Annotated in this window: 14 protein-coding genes; 5 read left to right on the top strand and 9 right to left on the bottom strand. The window is 64.3% G+C overall.

The genetic code is table 11. The annotated features are described in order from the left end of the window. Window positions 1-17: 17 nt before the first annotated feature. The 6 genes from BRA471DRAFT_RS02050 to BRA471DRAFT_RS02025 form a co-directional block, all read right to left on the bottom strand. Window positions 18-497 (bottom strand): DUF1579 family protein, encoded by a 480-nt coding sequence (locus BRA471DRAFT_RS02050; protein ID WP_007604324.1) that lies wholly within the window; start codon window positions 495-497, stop codon window positions 18-20. A gap of 4 nt (window positions 498-501) precedes the next feature. Next, the gene (gene sucC / locus BRA471DRAFT_RS02045) at window positions 502-1,698 is read right to left on the bottom strand and encodes an ADP-forming succinate--CoA ligase subunit beta (protein WP_007604323.1); all 1,197 of its coding nucleotides are present in this window, start codon (window positions 1,696-1,698) and stop codon (window positions 502-504) included. Between the two features lie 203 nt (window positions 1,699-1,901). Beyond that, entirely contained in the window at window positions 1,902-2,870 is a 969-nt protein-coding gene (gene mdh, locus BRA471DRAFT_RS02040; protein ID WP_007598869.1) for a malate dehydrogenase, read from the bottom strand. 241 nt (window positions 2,871-3,111) lie between these two features. Then, window positions 3,112-4,296: a cell division protein ZapE gene (gene zapE / locus BRA471DRAFT_RS02035; protein WP_007604316.1), complete on the bottom strand. Its 1,185-nt coding sequence runs from the start codon at window positions 4,294-4,296 to the stop codon at window positions 3,112-3,114. A 240-nt stretch (window positions 4,297-4,536) separates the two neighbouring features. Next, window positions 4,537-5,073 (bottom strand): RNA 2',3'-cyclic phosphodiesterase, encoded by a 537-nt coding sequence (thpR, locus tag BRA471DRAFT_RS02030; RefSeq protein WP_007598862.1) that lies wholly within the window; start codon window positions 5,071-5,073, stop codon window positions 4,537-4,539. 175 nt (window positions 5,074-5,248) lie between these two features. Further along, complete coding sequence (locus tag BRA471DRAFT_RS02025; protein ID WP_007604315.1) at window positions 5,249-5,884, bottom strand: arylesterase; 636 nt, start codon at window positions 5,882-5,884, stop codon at window positions 5,249-5,251. 55 nt (window positions 5,885-5,939) lie between these two features. Between BRA471DRAFT_RS02025 and BRA471DRAFT_RS02020 the strand changes: the two genes are divergently transcribed. The 4 genes from BRA471DRAFT_RS02020 to BRA471DRAFT_RS02005 all read left to right on the top strand — a co-directional run bounded on the left by BRA471DRAFT_RS02020 (window position 5,940) and on the right by BRA471DRAFT_RS02005 (window position 11,050). Next, on the top strand, window positions 5,940-6,662 hold the full coding sequence (locus BRA471DRAFT_RS02020) for an ABC transporter ATP-binding protein (protein ID WP_007604314.1): 723 nt from the start codon (window positions 5,940-5,942) through the stop codon (window positions 6,660-6,662). Beyond that, window positions 6,659-9,229: an ABC transporter permease gene (locus BRA471DRAFT_RS02015; protein WP_007604313.1), complete on the top strand. Its 2,571-nt coding sequence runs from the start codon at window positions 6,659-6,661 to the stop codon at window positions 9,227-9,229. The genes BRA471DRAFT_RS02020 and BRA471DRAFT_RS02015 overlap by 4 nt, the downstream gene beginning before the upstream one ends. Before the next feature lie 270 nt (window positions 9,230-9,499). Next, window positions 9,500-10,291 carry a Bax inhibitor-1/YccA family protein gene (locus BRA471DRAFT_RS02010; protein ID WP_007604312.1) on the top strand — a complete coding sequence of 264 codons (792 nt, stop codon included), beginning with the start codon at window positions 9,500-9,502 and terminating at the stop codon, window positions 10,289-10,291. 228 nt (window positions 10,292-10,519) lie between these two features. After that, window positions 10,520-11,050, top strand: coding sequence for a GNAT family N-acetyltransferase (locus tag BRA471DRAFT_RS02005; protein ID WP_007604311.1), 531 nt, complete (start codon window positions 10,520-10,522; stop codon window positions 11,048-11,050). Between the two features lie 116 nt (window positions 11,051-11,166). Here BRA471DRAFT_RS02005 and BRA471DRAFT_RS02000 read toward each other — a convergent pair whose 3' ends face one another. The 3 genes from BRA471DRAFT_RS02000 to acnA form a co-directional block, all read right to left on the bottom strand. Further along, window positions 11,167-11,535 carry a DUF2794 domain-containing protein gene (locus BRA471DRAFT_RS02000; protein ID WP_007598853.1) on the bottom strand — a complete coding sequence of 123 codons (369 nt, stop codon included), beginning with the start codon at window positions 11,533-11,535 and terminating at the stop codon, window positions 11,167-11,169. A gap of 597 nt (window positions 11,536-12,132) precedes the next feature. Further along, on the bottom strand, window positions 12,133-12,924 hold the full coding sequence (locus BRA471DRAFT_RS01995; protein WP_007604310.1) for a thioredoxin family protein: 792 nt from the start codon (window positions 12,922-12,924) through the stop codon (window positions 12,133-12,135). Window positions 12,925-13,155: 231 nt separating this feature from the next. After that, window positions 13,156-15,876, bottom strand: a complete 2,721-nt coding sequence (gene acnA, locus BRA471DRAFT_RS01990; protein WP_007604308.1) for an aconitate hydratase AcnA — start codon at window positions 15,874-15,876, stop codon at window positions 13,156-13,158. A 242-nt stretch (window positions 15,877-16,118) separates the two neighbouring features. Between acnA and ccmA the strand changes: the two genes are divergently transcribed. Then, on the top strand, window positions 16,119-16,721 hold the full coding sequence (gene ccmA, locus BRA471DRAFT_RS01985) for a heme ABC exporter ATP-binding protein CcmA (RefSeq protein WP_007604306.1): 603 nt from the start codon (window positions 16,119-16,121) through the stop codon (window positions 16,719-16,721). Window positions 16,722-16,943: the final 222 nt, after the last annotated feature.

Genomic DNA, 16,943 nt, shown 5'->3' with positions numbered 1-16,943 from the left:
AACTAACGAGTGAGAGGTCAGTGGATGCGGCGGTAGACGCCGGTGAGCACGTCGGCCCAGCCTTCCGCGTCCGGCGAGAACTGGATCTTCAACGAATAGGAATCGTCGTCGATGATTTCATAGACGTGGCGCGCATTGCCGCGGAGCGAGCCGCGCACCAGCGTCAGGGTCTTGCCGACCCACCCGCCGGAGGCGGGCGAGGGCGGCGTGTAGCCGAGCGAATCGTACCAGAACAATTTGTAGGTCCGGTCTTCGCGGTCGAAGGTGAAGATGCCGTGGGTGGCGAAGCTCTGCTTGCCGTCGCGGGTCTGGACCGAGTCTTGGATCAGATAGAAGCCATTGAGATCCATGTGGGCCACGACGCGAGAGGTCGCCGTCCCGCCCTCTGTCCAGCGCGACGGAAAGACCACCTCTTCGCCATTCCATTCACCGGCGAACGCGGCAAGACGCGCGTGCTCCGGCAGCGGGGATGATGCAGCGAGATGGTCCTGGGTCATGGCCTCAGCCTCCCTTGACGGCCTTCACGATCTTCTGCGCGGCGTCGTCGAGATTGTCGGCAGGCACCACGTTCAGGCCGGACTCACGGATGATCTTCTTGCCCAGCTCGACATTGGTGCCTTCGAGGCGAACCACCAGCGGCACGCTGAGGCCGACTTCACGAACCGCAGCCGTGACGCCCTCGGCGATCACGTCGCACTTCATGATGCCACCGAAGATGTTGACCAGGATGCCCTTCACGTTGGGGTCGGCGGTGATGATCTTGAAGGCGGCCGCGACCTTCTCCTTGCTGGCGCTGCCGCCGACGTCGAGGAAGTTCGCCGGCGCCATGCCGTAGAGCTTGATGATGTCCATCGTCGCCATCGCGAGGCCGGCGCCGTTGACCATGCAGCCGATATTGCCGTCGAGGGTGACGTAGTTGAGGTCGTATTTCGACGCCTCGATTTCCTTGGCGTCTTCCTCGGTCTCGTCGCGCAACGCGAGCACCTCGGGATGACGGAACAGGGCGTTGTCGTCGAACGACACCTTGGCGTCGAGCACGCGGAGCTGGCCCTGCTTGGTCACGACCAGCGGGTTGATCTCCAGCATCGACATGTCCTTGGCGACGAACGCCGCATAGAGCTGCGCGGTGAGCTTCTCGGCCTGCTTGGCGAGATCGCCGGAGAGCTTCAGCGCGTTCGCGACGGTGCGGCCGTGATGGCCCATGATGCCGGTCGCGGGATCGATCGAGAAGGTCACGATCTTCTCAGGGCTGTTGTGCGCGACGTCCTCGATATTGACGCCGCCCTCGGTCGACACCACGAAGGAGACGCGAGAGGTCTCGCGGTCGACCAGGATCGAGAGGTAGAATTCCTTGTCGATGTCGGAGCCGTCCTCGATGTAGAGGCGGTTGACCTGCTTGCCGGCGGGGCCGGTCTGGATGGTGACGAGGGTGGCGCCGAGCATCTGCTTGGCGAATTCGGAAACCTCCGCGGCCGACTTGGCGATGCGCACCCCGCCCTTGTCGCCCGCCGAGGCCTCCTTGAACTTACCTTTGCCGCGGCCGCCGGCGTGGATCTGGCTCTTCACGACCCAGACCGGGCCAGGGAGTGCCTTTGCCGCTGCGTCCGCATCAGCCGCCTTCAGGACCGGAACGCCCTTGGAGATCGCGACGCCGAACTCGTTCAGCAGCGCTTTGGCCTGATATTCATGGATATTCATATGGTCGCTCCCTGAACCCGCGGGCGGTGACCTCGTAGGCCCACCTCAGTCTTGTGGCTGGCATACCATATACCACAGGAACTGCAACCCGGATTCTCTGACATCGATCTCTGGACTGCCGATCCGAGCCCGCCTGAACAGCCGGGACCCGGAAGTGAAACCGCCGAAGACCGGGTTTCGGTCTTCGGCGGGAATTGTTGGGTTTAGCGGCCCAGAAGATCCGGTGCGATCTTCTTGCAGGCGTCAACCAGACCCTGCACTGCGCCGACCGACTTGTCGAAGGCTTCGCGGTCCTTGCCGACGAGCTCGATCTCGACGACGCGCTCGACGCCCTTGGAGCCGATCACGACGGGCACGCCGACATACATGTCCTTCACGCCGTATTCGCCGTTCAGGTAGGCGGCCGAGGCCAGCACGCGCTTCTTGTCACGCAGATAGCTCTCGGCCATCGCGATCGCGGAAGCCGCCGGCGCATAGAAAGCCGAGCCGGTCTTGAGCAGGTTGACGATCTCGGCGCCGCCGTTGCGGGTACGGTCGACGATCTCGTCGAGGCGCGCCTGCGAGGTCCAGCCCATCTTGACGAGATCGGGCAGCGGGATGCCGGCGACGGTGGAGTATTTTACCAGCGGCACCATGGTGTCGCCATGGCCACCCAGCACGAAGGCGGTGACGTCTTCGACCGAAACGTTGAACTCGTCGGCCAGGAAGTAGCGGAAGCGCGACGAATCCAGCACGCCGGCCATGCCGACGACCTTCTTGTGCGGCAGGCCGCTAGCCTTCTGCAGCGCCCAGACCATCGCGTCGAGCGGGTTGGTGATGCAGATGACGAACGCGTCGGGGGCGTATTTCTTGATGCCGGCGCCGACCTGTTCCATGACCTTGAGGTTGATCGAGAGGAGGTCGTCGCGGCTCATGCCGGGCTTGCGCGGCACGCCGGCGGTGACGATGCAGACCTTGGCGTTGTCGAGCGCCTCGTAGGAGTTGGCGCCGGTGTAGTGCGCGTCAAAGCCGTCGACCGGCGAGGACTGCGCGATGTCGAGCGCCTTGCCCTGCGGCACGCCCTCGGCGATGTCGAACATCACCACGTCGCCCAGCTCTTTCAGGCCGATGAGATGAGCCAGCGTTCCGCCGATCTGACCGGAGCCAATCAAAGCAATCTTGTCGCGCGCCATGTGAGCCTGTCCTTTAGACACGTAAGGAGGGGAAAACTGAGACGGGTGGTTATCCCTTTCGCCTCCCCCGTTCAAGTCACGGGTTGCCCAATTGTCGGGCTTGCCGAAAATCCGGCCAGCATACCCGAGCCGTCATTCCGGGGCGCGACGAAGTCGCGAGCCCGGAATCCATAACCACGATCGGGGTATGGATTCCGGGCTCGTCGCTTCGCGACGCCCCGGAATGACGGCCGTATAGGACTTAAGTCTCAACCAAACCTTTGGTCGAGCCGCTGGCTGTGGAATCCTTGCGGCCATGGGGCAGCGCCAGATAGGATTCCGAGCTCATTTCGATCAGGCGCGACGCCGTGCGCTTGAAGTCGTTGGCCTCGTTGCCCTCGTTGGCAAGATAGAGCGAGATCGGGTTGGCATCGGCCGAGGCCATCAGCTTCACGGCATTGTCATACAGCGTGTCGATCAGCGTGATGAAGCGCTTGGCGGCGTTGCGCTGGGAGATGTCCATCACTGGAATATGGTCGACCAGAATGGTGTGATAATCGTGCGCCAGCCTGAGATAGTCGGATGCCCCGAGCGGCTTCTCGCAGAGATCGGCGAACGCGAAGCGCGCTACGCCGTGGGCCGAGCACGGCACGTGCAGGATGCGGCCCTTGATCGAAATATCGCGCGACTTGCATTTGGCGCCGCCTGACATCCTCGACCAGGCGCGATCGAGCGCGGTGTCAGCCTCAGCGTCTGCAGGAGTCAGCCACATCGGCACGCCCTGAAGCTTTTCCAGCCGGAAGTCGGTGCGCGCGTCGAGCCGCAGCACGTCCATGTGGTCGGTGATCTGCCGGATGAAGGGCAGGAACAGCGAACGGTTCAGACCGCCCTTGTAGAGGTCGTCAGGCGCGACGTTGGAGGTCGCGACCACCACGGTGCCGAGCTCCAGCAGCTTTGCGAACAGGCGGCCGAGGATCATCGCGTCCGCGATGTCGGTGACGTGGAATTCGTCGAAACAGAGCAGCCAGCTCTCCTCGAAGATCGCATGCGCGGTCAGCGCGATGACGTCACCATCGGCGATCTCGCCGCGTGCGATGCCCTGGCGATAATCGTAGATGCGCTCGTGCACGTCAGCCATGAATTCGTGAAAATGCGCGCGCCGCTTGTGCTCGACGGTCGAGTGCTGGAAGAACAGATCCATCAGCATGGTCTTGCCGCGGCCGACCTCGCCATGGACGTAGAGCCCGTGCGGCGCCTCGTCCTTGTCGCTGCTGAACAGGCGGCTGAGCAGCCCCTGCTTGCGCGCCGGCTTGTAATCGGCGAGCCGCTGGTCGAGCGCCGCATAGGCGTCGGCGATTTCGGCCTGCGCAGCGTCGGGCTCGATCGCACCGGACGCGATCTGGGCCTGATAGGCCTCGCGGAATGAGGAACTGGGGGTCGAGAGCATGCTCTTTACCGCCAGAGATGGGCGAAAATTGCAAGCCGTCAATTGGGGCGGGGCGCTATGCGCTTTCTCCCTCGCCCCGTTCTTACGGGGTCGCGACGAGCTTCGCTCGCGCTGAGAGGGTTGGGGTGAGGGGCCTCTCCGCACATGAGATGCGTCGTAAAGACCTGTACCCCCTCACCCGAATTCGATCTGCGATCGAATTCGACCTCTCCCCGCAAGCGGGGAGAGGTGAAGAAGAACCTACTCACACAGCTCGTAGGCGTCCTCCACCACATAGGGGCCGCCGCCGGTTGAGGCGCGGGACGAGAACAGAACAAAACGTTCGGCCGTGAACGCCTTGCTGGGAAAATAGCCACGCAGCGAAAGATAATCGGCGACGTCACGGTCGGTGGCGTCGTGCAGCCGGGCCAGCGTGACATGCGGGATGAACTTGCGGCCTTCAGGGTCGAGGCCGATCCGCTGCATCAGGCGCTCGAGCTCGGCCTGCAATTCCATCAGCGGCTTGCTCGGCACGATGGTGGCGACCACCGCGCGCGGCTTGCGTCCGCCGAAACTCTGCAAGCCCTGCACCTTCACCTCGAACGGCTTGCGGTCGACGCGAAACAGCATCGAGGCGATCTCGTTGGCGGACATGCCGTCGATATTGCCGATGAAGCGCAGGGTGACGTGGTAATTTTCGGGATCGATCCAGCGGGCGCCGGGAAGGCCGCCCCGCAAATTGGAAAGCGACTGGCCAATCTCGGCCGGGATTTCCAGACCAGTGAACAAACGCGGCATCGTTTCGCACTCCCGATGCTTGGGCATGATCCCTTCAGAAAGACCATGTCCAAATTTTAGAGCCGGCGACGAATCACCGGTACCTTAATTCCTATCGCAGTTGTGTGACTCTGCGAAGCATCGCGCGCCTCACCCCGGTAAAACCCTGGGAATTACGGTTAGCGTTGCCTGCTTTTCAACGCCGTTGCTCAGCTATGGTGCCAAGGAATGCCTCAACCGTGGGCAAGATATTCTTGACGATGATGTCGACACCGGGCGCGGTCGGATGAATGCCGTCGGCCTGGTTGAGCTTGGCATCGGCCGCGACACCGTCGAGAAAAAACGGATAAAGCGGCACGCCGAATTTTTTCGCCAGATCCGGATAAATCGAATTGAAGCGCGCGGCGTAATCCGCGCCGTAATTCGGCGGCGCCAGCATGCCGCACAGCATCACCGCGATCTTGCGTGCCTCGAGGCGCTGGACGATCTCGGTCAGCGCGGTGCGCGTCAAATCGGGATCGATGCCGCGCAACGCATCGTTGGCGCCGAGCTCGATGATCACGCCGTCGGTTCCGTCGGGGACCGACCAGTCCAGCCGGTCACGGCCCCCCGAGGAGGTGTCGCCGGACACCCCGGCATTGGTCATGCCGACCTCTATGCCTTTGTCTTGCAAAGCTTTTTGAAGCTTTGTGGGGAACGCTTCCTGGGCCGGGAGGCCAAGGCCGGCGCTCAAGGAATCGCCGAGAACCACCAGCTTGATCGGCTTCGCAGCCTCAGCCCATGCCGGGTTTGCGACCGTCATCAAAGCGAACATCAACACGGCTATGTGCATGAACAATCCGTAACGCCTCTCGACCGCGCGTGCGGAGTTGCCATATGACCGGACCATGGACACTCGCATCTCTTCCTCTTCGCTCGCCGACAGTTCGGCCGACACCATCGCCATCTCCAACGTCAATCTGTCATTGGGTACGGGCGCGGCACGCGTTCACATCCTCAAGGATATCAGCTTGCGCGTGGGCCGGAGCGAGACGATCGGCCTGATCGGCCCGTCAGGCTCGGGCAAATCCACGCTGCTGATGGTGATGGCGGGGCTGGAGCGTCCTGATAGCGGAGAGGTGGTGGTCAGCGGCACGCCTTTCAATGCCCTCGACGAGGACGCGCTGGCCCGCTTCCGCGGTCGCCAGGTCGGCATCGTCTTCCAGTCCTTCCATTTGATCCCGACCATGACGGCGCTGGAGAACGTCGCGGTGCCGCTCGAACTTGCGGGCAATCCCGACGCCGCCAAGCGCGCGGCGCAGGAGCTGCAATCGGTCGGGCTCGGCGACCGTCTGCATCATTATCCGACCCAGCTCTCCGGCGGCGAGCAGCAGCGGGTCGCGCTGGCCCGCGCATTGGCACCCGATCCCGCGATCCTCGTTGCCGACGAGCCGACCGGCAATCTCGACGAAGCCACGGGACAACAGATCGTCGACCTTCTGTTCAGCAAGCATGCCGAGCGCGGCATGACGCTGGTGCTGGTCACGCATGATTCCTCGCTCGCGCATCGCTGCGATCGCGTGATCCGCCTGCGCTCCGGACGCATCGACACGCAGTCGGCGCCGGCATGAGCATCGCTGCCGAACCGTTCGCGAAACCCAACGGCGTCGCGCTGTCGCTGCGCTACGCGCTGCGCGAATTGCGCGGCGGCCTGCGCGGCTTCTACGTCTTCATCGCCTGCATCGCGCTCGGCGTGATGGCGATCGCCGGCGTCGGCTCGGTCTCGGCCAGCCTGAGCGACGGCCTCGCCCGCGAGGGCCGTACGCTGCTCGGCGGCGACGTGTCGTTCGTCCTGTTTCAGCGCGAGGCGAAGCCGGAGGAAGTCGCCTTCCTGCGTTCGCGCGGCACCGTTTCGAGCGCCGCCACACTGCGCGGCATGGCGCGCTCGGCCGAGGGCAAGCTGGCGCTGGTCGAGATGAAGGCGGTCGACGACACCTATCCGATGCTGGGGCAGCTGACCCTGGCGCCGCCGCTGCCGATGTCCGACCTGCTCGCGGAGCACGACGGCGCGTTCGGCGCGGCCGCCGATCCGACGCTGCTGGCGCGACTGTCGCTCAAGACCGGCGATCGCGTCACCGTCGGGGCTGCGACGTTCCAGATCCGCAGCGCCGTCGAAGCCGAGCCCGACAAGCTCGCCGGCGGCATCGGCTTCGGCCCGCGCTTCCTGATCAGCGAGGCGGGCCTGCGCGCCACCGGGCTGGTCCAGCCCGGCAGCCTGGTGCGCTGGGTCTACCGGGTGAAGCTGCCGGAGATCGCCAATAGCGAGCGCGCGACCGACGCCTTCATCGCGGATGCGCGGAACACTGCGCCGCAGGCCGGCTGGGAGGTCCGCAGCCGCTCCAATGCCTCGCCGCAGCTCGAGCGCAACATCAACCGCTTCACGCAGTTCCTGACGCTGGTCGGCCTCGCCGCGCTGCTGGTCGGCGGCGTCGGTGTCGCCAACGCCGTCAAGGCCCATATCGACCACAAGCTCGAGGTGATCGCGGCCTTCAAGGCCGTCGGCGCCACCGGGCGCGACGTGTTCGGCATCTATCTCGCCCAGGTTCTTCTGCTCGCCGCAATCGGCTCGGCGATCGGCCTCGCGCTCGGCGCCGCCATGCCGTTCGCGATCGTCGGCCTGTTCGGCAAGCTGCTGCCGCTGCCGGTCGTGCCGGCGGTGCATGCCGACGAGCTTGCGCTGTCGTTCGTCTACGGGCTGCTCACGGCGCTTGCCTTCGGCCTGTGGCCGCTCGGGCGCGTACACGACGTGCCGGTGGCCGCGCTGTTCCGCGACACCATCAGCTCCGAATGGCATAGGCCACGCTGGAGCTATCTCATCTTCATGGCCGTCGTGATCGCGCTGCTCATCGCTGTCGTGATTGGCCTCTCCTTCGACAAGCGCATCGCCGCTGTGTTCGTGGCCTCCTCCGTCGTCGTGTTCGCGCTGCTGCGCGGCATTGCCGCCCTGCTGATGACGATCGCGCGGCGGCTGCCGCGCACGCGGTGGCCGATGCTGCGACTTGCGATTGCCAACATCCACCGGCCGGGCGCGCTGACGCCCTCGGTCGTGCTGTCGCTGGGGCTCGGGCTCGCCGTGCTCGTCACCATCACCCAGATCGACGGCAATCTGCGCCGGCAGTTCCTGGCGGCGCTGCCCGAGCACGCACCATCGTTCTTCTTCATCGACATTCCGAGCACGCAGTCCGAGCAGTTCGACTCCTATCTGCGCCAGATCGCCCCCGGCGCGAAGGTCGATGACGTGCCCATGCTGCGCGGGCGGATCGTCGGAGCCCGTGGCGTCCGCGCCGAGGAGCTCAAGCCCAGCACCGATTCCGAGTGGGTGCTGCAGAGCGACCGTGGCCTGACCTATACCGCCGAGCTGCCGAAGGGCTCCAAGGTGGTCGAGGGCGAGTGGTGGAGCGCCGATTATTCCGGCCCGCCACTGGTTTCGATGGAGAAGAAGATCGCGGACGGCCTAGGCCTCGAGCTCGGCGACGAGGTCGTGGTCAATATCCTCGGCCGCGACATCCCCGCCAAGATCAGCAATCTGCGCACCATCGACTGGCAGGGCCTCGGCATCAATTTCGTCCTGGTGTTCTCGCCGAACGCCTTCAAGGGCGCGCCGCACACCCATATCGCGACGCTGACGGAAGCCGGCGGCGATGCGGCCGGCGACGGCAAGATCATCAGGGAGGTCGCCGACGCCTATCCGATGGTGACGAGCGTGCGCGTGCGCGAGGTGATGGAGACGGTCGGCTCGGTCGTGACCAACCTTGCGCTGGCGATCCGTGGCGCCAGCGCGGTGACCCTGATCTCGGCGATCCTGGTGCTCGGCGGCGCGCTCGCCGCCGGGCATCGTCACAGGGTCTACGATGCGGTGATCCTCAAGACCTTGGGCGCGACCCGGCTGCGGCTGCTCGGCGCCTATGCGCTCGAATACCTTCTGATCGGGCTCGCCACCGCGGTGTTCGGCGTTTTCGCCGGCAGCGTCGCGGCCTGGATGATCGTGACCCGGCTGATGACCCTCACTTTCGTCTGGCAGGCCGGCAGCGCCGCCGGCGTGGTCGCGGCTGCCTTGGTCGTCACGGTGGGCCTCGGGCTCGCCGGCACGCTCCTGGCGTTGAACAAAAAGCCCGCCACCGTGTTGCGGAATTTGTGACAAATGGTAGCGGGCGGTTGCGCGGGAGCCAAATCGCACGATTCCAGCGATTAACCACGTCTGCTCGCCAGAATTGCGGGCGAGGGCGACATTCAGCCGCGCGTGGAAGGTTGCAGCGGATGTGTTAGTTTCCCACATATCGAGTGGGTTCGGATTCCCGATTGTTAGCCAAAATTTAGTCGGCAGACATCGGTATCCGAGATAGAATTTGACGAACCGGCGGCATGGCGACCCTAATGCCGGACCGGACCAACCAACGGGAATTCGACCATGTCGGACCTAGACCGTAACTACGCTTCTCCTTTCGGCAGGGCCGCCGGGCGTGTTGACGCCGCGACGGTCGATGCCGGCCTGCGCGCCTACATGCTGCGCATCTACAACTACATGAGCATCGGCCTGGCCATCACCGGCCTTGCCGCGCTCGGCGTCTACATGGCCGCCGTGACTGACGTTCCGACCCCGGAAGCCGTCCGCGTCGGCAAGCTGTTCCTGACGCCGTTCGGCTACGCGATGTTCGTCAGCCCGCTGAAGTGGCTGTTTATGCTCGCGCCGCTCGCCATGGTGTTCGTGATCTCGGCAGGCATCAACCGTCTCGCTCCCTCGACGGCCCAGATCCTGTTCTGGGTGTTCGCGGCGCTGATGGGCATCTCGCTGTCCTCGATCTTCCTGGTGTTCACCCACACCTCGATCGTGCGGGTGTTCTTCATCACCGCGGCGACCTTCGGCGCACTCAGCCTCTACGGCTACACCACCAAGCGTGACATGAGCGGAATGGGCTCGTTCCTGTTCATGGGCCTGATCGGCATCGTCATCGCGAGCCTGGTGAACCTGTTCCTGGCGAGCTCGGTGCTGCAGTTCGTCGTGTCGGTGGTCGGCGTGCTGGTGTTCGCGGGCCTCACCGCCTGGGATACCCAGCGGCTGAAGAACGACTACATCTACGGCTACGCCTCGGCCGGCGGTGACATCGCAGAGCGTGCGGCCATCACCGGCGCGCTGTCGCTGTACCTGAACTTCATCAACCTGTTCACGCTGCTCCTGCAGCTCCTCGGCCAGCGCGACTAAGCGCTGAGGCGAGAGTGAACGACACCAGCCCCGGCCGAAAGGCCGGGGTTTTTGTTTGGGGCGAGCCTCTCAACACCCACCGTCATTGCGAGCTAAGCGAAGCAATCCAGAGTCCCTCCTCTGGCGCATTTCTGGATTGTTTCGTCGCAAGGGCTCCTCGCAATGACGGAGCATGAGGAAGCACCGTTGCCTCTTCCAGCCGTCCCGGGAAGGCTCTAATCTCGCCCCATGTCCGCACCCGATATCAGGCCCACCACTGAGGCCGACCTTCCCGCCATCACCGCCATCTACCAGCAGGCCGTCCGCGAGGGCACCGCGACGTTCGAGCTGGAGCCGCCCGACCTCGCCGAGATGACGCGCCGCTACCGCACGCTGATCGACGGCGGCTATCCCTATTTCGTCGCCATCCTCGACGGGCGCGTCGCCGGCTACGCCTATGCCGGCGCCTACCGGCCGCGGCCGGCCTACCGCTTCACCGTCGAGAACTCGATCTATCTCGATCCATCCTTCCACCGCCGCGGCATCGGAGCGCTCCTGCTGGAGCGGCTGATCGTCGAATGCGAGGCGCGCGGCTTCCGCCAGATGATCGCCGTGATCGGCGATTCCGCCAATGCCGGCTCGGTCGGCGTGCACACCAAGGCCGGCTTCAAGATGATCGGCACGCATCCCAGCGTCGGGCTGAAATTCGGCCGCTGGCTGGACACGGTGATGATGCAGCGGGATCTTGGTGAGGGCGCGGGTACGGTGCCGGGGAAGTAGAGGCTACCGTCATTCCGGGGCACGCGCAGCGTGAACCCGGAATCCAGAAGTTGTGGGCGAACAATATCGAGATTCCGGGTTCGCGACTTCGTCGCGCCCCGGAATGACGGGGGTGCTCACACCACCGCCAGCTTGCGATCGATCACCAGGAGCACGCGCTCCAGCTCGTGGCCACGGCGCAGGATCAGGCCCGTCGCCGAGATCACGCTGTACATGCCCTGCTTGCGCGCGAGGCGCGGATCCTTCTCGATACGATAGATCGGCACCTCCGAGGCGCGGCGAAAGACCGAGAACACGGCGCGATCCCTGAGGAAGTCGATGGCATAGTCGCGCCACTCGCCGTCCGCGACCATCCGGCCGTAGAGATTGAGAATACGGTGCAGCTCGAGCCGGTTGAACGTCACGCGGCTCAGCTGCGCATTCGACGCGGCGGGCCGCGCCGCCGCGCGCTGTTCGCTCGGATCGGCATCCTCCGACAGACTCATAGGCCGCCTCCTGTCGCATCAGCATGACCACGTCCGCGAAGACCGTCCCCGGAACCGCGGATCATGACAGTTGCATGATCGCGCCAACTGTTCCCCACCGCAAGGCCCTCAAAAGGACTCTGAATCCGGGGCAAATCCGCCCACACGCAGCGGTGGAACTCTGTCGCGGCAAACCGTCACGGGATCGTTAGCAGGAATCATAGTGTCGCCGCTTTTCCGCCAAGCGACTGCCGCCCTGCATTGCGAAAAGACCTATGTGCGTTGACCCGGTCCTTTCGGTTCCGGATTCCTCAGCCCCCAGCCCCCCGGGGCCGTCAGGATCGGGTCTGTTCGCACGACAAGGAGGGCCAACGCGAGTTGGTCCTTTTTTGTTTGGGTCGGTTTTGTTCGTGTCGGGATGTTTCTGCCTCGACGGATATCTCACCATCTCAGCACAAACTCTCTCCCCTCATCCTGAGGAGCCGCGAAGCGGCGCCTCGAAGGATCGAGGCCTGAGATGTCTGCCGCCGGGCCTGCATGGTTCGAGACGCGCGCAAGGGCGCGCTCCTCACCATGAGGGTTGAGAGCGAGTACGACGCCTAGGAAGAAAGAATCGAATCAGTGCAGCGACGTGTACGCCGCGCCCAGCATCGGGCCCGGTCTCTCCCGGCTGCCGTCCTGGACATAGACCACGGCACCGTCGACGCCGTCGCGCGTGAGGTTCTCGATCGGCACCGTCCAGCTTTCCGGACGGCCGGTCCAGTCGCCGACCTTGAGCAGGTTGCGCACCACGTTGTGATAGATGACCTGCTGTCCGCGATTTTCGCCACGGCTGATCGCGATCGGCACCGACTTCGCAATGGAGCAGATCCAGACCTCGCCGTGGGACGCCGTCGGCTCCTTGCTCGCGGCCACCGAGACGTTGATCTGTTTGCCAGCGAGCGACATCGTCACGGGCACGCTCATCACACCAGTGCCCGTGTCGGTTTTGCCGATGGCGATTTCGATGCCGGTGCGGTCGCTGCCGACGACATGCGTGGAGCCGTTGACCACAACCTGCGGCGTGTAGACTTCGCGGTCGCCGCGCATGCGTGAATAGGCCCGCTGCCGTGCAGAGAAGCGCGAATCGGCCAATGTGTCCTTCCAGCCGAGATAGTCCCAATAGTCGATCGGCATGCTCAGCGCGATGATCGAGGGATCGCGGGAGAGATCGCCGATGATCTTGTCGGCCGGCGGGCAGGAGGAGCAGCCCTGCGAGGTAAACAATTCGACAACGGCGCGGGGATCAGCCTCGGCAGGGCGAATGACGGCGACGATCGCACAGAGACCAAGTGCACCCGACCAGAGGGCGCCGGACCACCTCGAGATCACGTTGCGTGAAACCAGATGAGAAGCCGTCATTGTTGTCATGTCGAACGCCGCACACCATTGCTCGTGAGAGGGAAATCTTACCGCCGGATGGTCACCGTAGTCTTACGGACCTCACCCATTTGTCCGTCCAAGAACCGTCCAAGACGAGGTTCTCTGCCGGGCGGGCCCATCTGAAGCCTGCCGCAAACGCGTGAAGGCGGCCTTGTGATAGGCCGCCTTCGTGTAACCTACTACTCACTTCGCAGTGAGCCACCGTTCACAAATCCGCGCTTACGCCGCGAGCTTGCGCAGCACGTAATGCAGGATGCCGCCGTTGCGATAGTATTCGAGCTCGTCCAGCGTATCGATGCGGCAAAGCAGCGAAACGCGCTGCAGCGAACCGTCGCCGGAGACGATCTCGGCGGTAAGCTTCTGGCGCGGCTTCAGATCGCCGATGAGACCACGCAGCGTGACCTTCTCGTCGCCCTTCAGGCCAAGCGAGGACCAGGAGGTGCCGTCCTCGAAGGTCAGCGGCAGCACGCCCATGCCGACCAGATTGGAGCGGTGGATGCGCTCGAAGCTCTGGCAGATCACGGCGCGCACGCCGAGCAGACGCGTGCCCTTCGCGGCCCAGTCGCGCGACGAGCCGTTGCCGTATTCGGCGCCGGCGAACACCACCAGCGGCACCTGTTCCTGCTGGTACTTCATCGCGGCGTCGTAGATCGACATCTGCTCACCGTCCGGCCAGTGCTTGGTGAGACCGCCTTCCGGAATGTTGCCGTCGGCGCCCTTCAGCATGAAATTCTTGATGCGGATATTGGCGAAGGTGCCGCGCATCATGACTTCATGGTTGCCGCGCCGCGTGCCGTACTGGTTGAAGTCGGCCGGACGCACCTGGTGCTCGCTGAGATATTTGCCCGCGGGCGAGGTGAGCTTGATCGAACCGGCAGGCGAGATGTGGTCGGTGGTGATCTTGTCGCCGAACATGGCGAGGATGCGGGCCTCGACGATGTCGGTGACCGGCTCCGGCTCCTTCTTCATGCCTTCGAAATAGGGCGGGTTCTGCACATAGGTCGAGCTCATGTTCCAGCGATAGGTTTCGCTCTCGACGGTCTTGATCTTGCGCCAGTTGGTGTCGCCCTTGAACACGTCGGCATACTTCTTCTTGAAGATCGACGCGGTCACGAACTTCTTCATGAAGGCGTTGATCTCCTTTGTCGTCGGCCAGATGTCCTTGAGGTACACCGGCTTGCCGTCCTTGCCTTCACCGAGCGGCTCGACGGCGAGATTCTTGGTGACGGTGCCCGCGAGCGCGTGGGCGACCACGAGCGGCGGCGAGGCGAGATAGTTCGCCTGCACGTCCGGCGAGACACGGCCTTCGAAGTTGCGGTTACCGGAGAGCACCGCAGCCGCGACGATGCCGTTGTCGTTGATCGACTTCGAGATCTCCTCGGGCAGCGGACCGGAATTACCGATGCAGGTGGTGCAGCCGAAACCGACCAGGTTGAAGCCGACCTTGTCGAGATCGGCCTGGAGACCGGAATCGGCGAGATAGGCCGCCACCACCTGGCTGCCCGGGGCGAGCGAGGTCTTCACCCACGGCTTTGCCTTGAGGCCCTTCGCGGCGGCGTTGCGCGCCAGAAGACCGGCGCCGATCAGCACGCTCGGGTTCGAGGTGTTGGTGCAGGAGGTGATCGCGGCGATCACGACGTCGCCATGGCCGATGTCGAACTTCTTGCCTTCGACGGCAAAGCGCTTCGCCGGCTGCTCGGCCTTCTTGTATTCGCTGGCGAGCGCGAGCGAGAAGCCCTCGGCCACGGATGGCAGCGCAATGCGGCCTTCGGGGCGCTTCGGGCCGGCCATCGAGGGCACGACGTCACCGAGGTCGAGCGTCAGCGTCTCCGTGAACACCGGATCGGGCGATTTGGCGGTGCGGAACAGCCCTTGCGCCTTCGCATAGGCCTGCACCAGCGCGACGCGCGCCGAGGCGCGGCCAGAGGTCTTGAGATAATCGAGCGCGGCGGCATCGACCGGGAAGAAGCCGCAGGTCGCGCCATATTCGGGCGCCATGTTGGCGATTGTCGCCTTGTCGGCGACCGAGAGATGGTCGAGGCCGGGGCCGAAGAACTCGACGAACTTGCCGACCACGCCGAGCTTGCGCAGCATCTGCGTCACGGTCAGCACGAGGTCGGTCGCGGTGACGCCTTCCTTCATCGCGCCCTTCAGCTTGAAGCCGACGACGTTGGGCAGCAGCATCGACAGCGGCTGGCCGAGCATGCAGGCTTCCGCCTCGATGCCGCCGACGCCCCAGCCGAGCACGGCGAGACCGTTGACCATGGTGGTGTGGGAATCGGTGCCGACCAGGGAGTCGGGATAGGCGACCTCGAATGTGCCGGTCTTCTTGCCGACCGTCATCTTCTCCTTCTTGGTCCACACCGTCTGGGAGAGATATTCGAGATTGACCTGATGGCAGATGCCGGTGCCGGGCGGCACGACGGAGAAGTTCGAGAACGCCTTCTGGCCCCACTTCAGGAACTCGTAGCGCTCCTGGTTCTGCTTGTATTCCTCGGTGACGTTCTTGCCGAAGGCCTTGTTGTCCCCGAAAAAGTTCACGATCACGGAGTGGTCGATGACGAGGTCGACCGGCACCAGCGGATTGATCTTCTCGGCGTCGCCGCCAAGCTTCTGCATCGCGTTGCGCATCGCGGCGAGATCGACGACGGCGGGCACGCCGGTGAAGTCCTGCATCAGCACGCGCGCCGGGCGGAAGGCGATCTCATGCTCCAGCGACTTCTTGCGCAGCCACTTCGAGACCGCGACGATGTCTTCCTTCTTGACCGAGCGGCCGTCCTCGTTGCGGAGCAGGTTCTCGAGCAAGACCTTCATCGAGTAGGGGAGTTTCGAGATTCCCTTCAGACCATTCTTCTCGGCCGTGGGCAGGCTGTAATAGACATAGGTCTTGGCTCCGACCTTGAGGGTCTTTTTGCATTTGAAGCTGTCGAGCGAGGTCATGTAGGAAATCCCAATTGTCAGTTATACCCGGCAGGGTATTTTAACACCGTCAGCGTAGGCAGGCTGAGTCGCTTGCGGGGGCAGGTTGAGTTGCTGCATCAAGTAGTTCCGGGCTTATAGAAGCTTTCTAACCGCGCCGCCACAGCCACAATCGAGCCGCGGCAATCCGCGAGCCAAAAATTCCCGTACGCTACCCCAAGATTTCCTGAGGCCTGGCTTTGAGCGGATCGATACGAGACAAGATGCAGCTTTCCGGACGCCGGGTCATTTGCGTGCGGGGCGGGCGCGAGGTGTTTTCCGGGCTCGATTTCGAGGCCGGCTCCGGCGAAGCCGTGGCAGTCGTGGGCCGCAACGGATCGGGCAAGACCTCGCTGCTGCGGCTGATCGCGGGGCTGCTCATTCCGGCGGGCGGCACGATCGCGCTGGCCGGAGGCGATGCCGAGCTGACGCTGCCGGAGCAATGCCACTATCTCGGTCATCGCGACGCCCTGAAGCCGGCCCTGAGCGTGGCGGAGAATCTGACATTCTGGGCCGATTTCTTGGGCGGCGAGCGTTTCGACGCCGGCGAGAGCCTCGCCACCGTCGGGCTCGACCATGCCGCCGATCTGCCCGCCGCCTTCCTGTCCGCCGGCCAGCGCCGCCGGCTCTCGCTGGCCCGCCTGCTGACCATCCGCCGACCGGTCTGGCTGTTGGACGAGCCGACCACGGCGCTGGATGTCGCCGGACAGGAGATGTTTTCCGGATTGATGCGCGAGCACCTCGGCCGCGGCGGCCTGATCGTCGCCGCCACCCATGCCCCGCTCGGGATCGATTCGCGGGAGCTGCGGATCGGGGGGATGGTGTAATTCCGATGGACCCTCAGTTTTCCAAGCGGCCGAACTCCGCCCCCTCCGTTCCCTCCCCCCTTGTGGGGGAGGGTCAGGGAGGGGGGTGCCACACGGCGCACTCTCTCGATTCCAACGTTCGGCAGGCGGGCGCTCTGTTGCTCGCGGCCCGCACCCAAGAACCATCTTCCCCGGGGCTACCCCCCTCCCCCGCCCTCCCCCACAAGGGGGGAGGGAGCGCAG

This window comes from Bradyrhizobium sp. WSM471 (assembly GCF_000244915.1).
In the GTDB taxonomy this organism is placed as follows: Bacteria; Pseudomonadota; Alphaproteobacteria; order Rhizobiales; family Xanthobacteraceae; genus Bradyrhizobium.
This window is presented reverse-complemented; position numbering and strand designations above follow the sequence as displayed.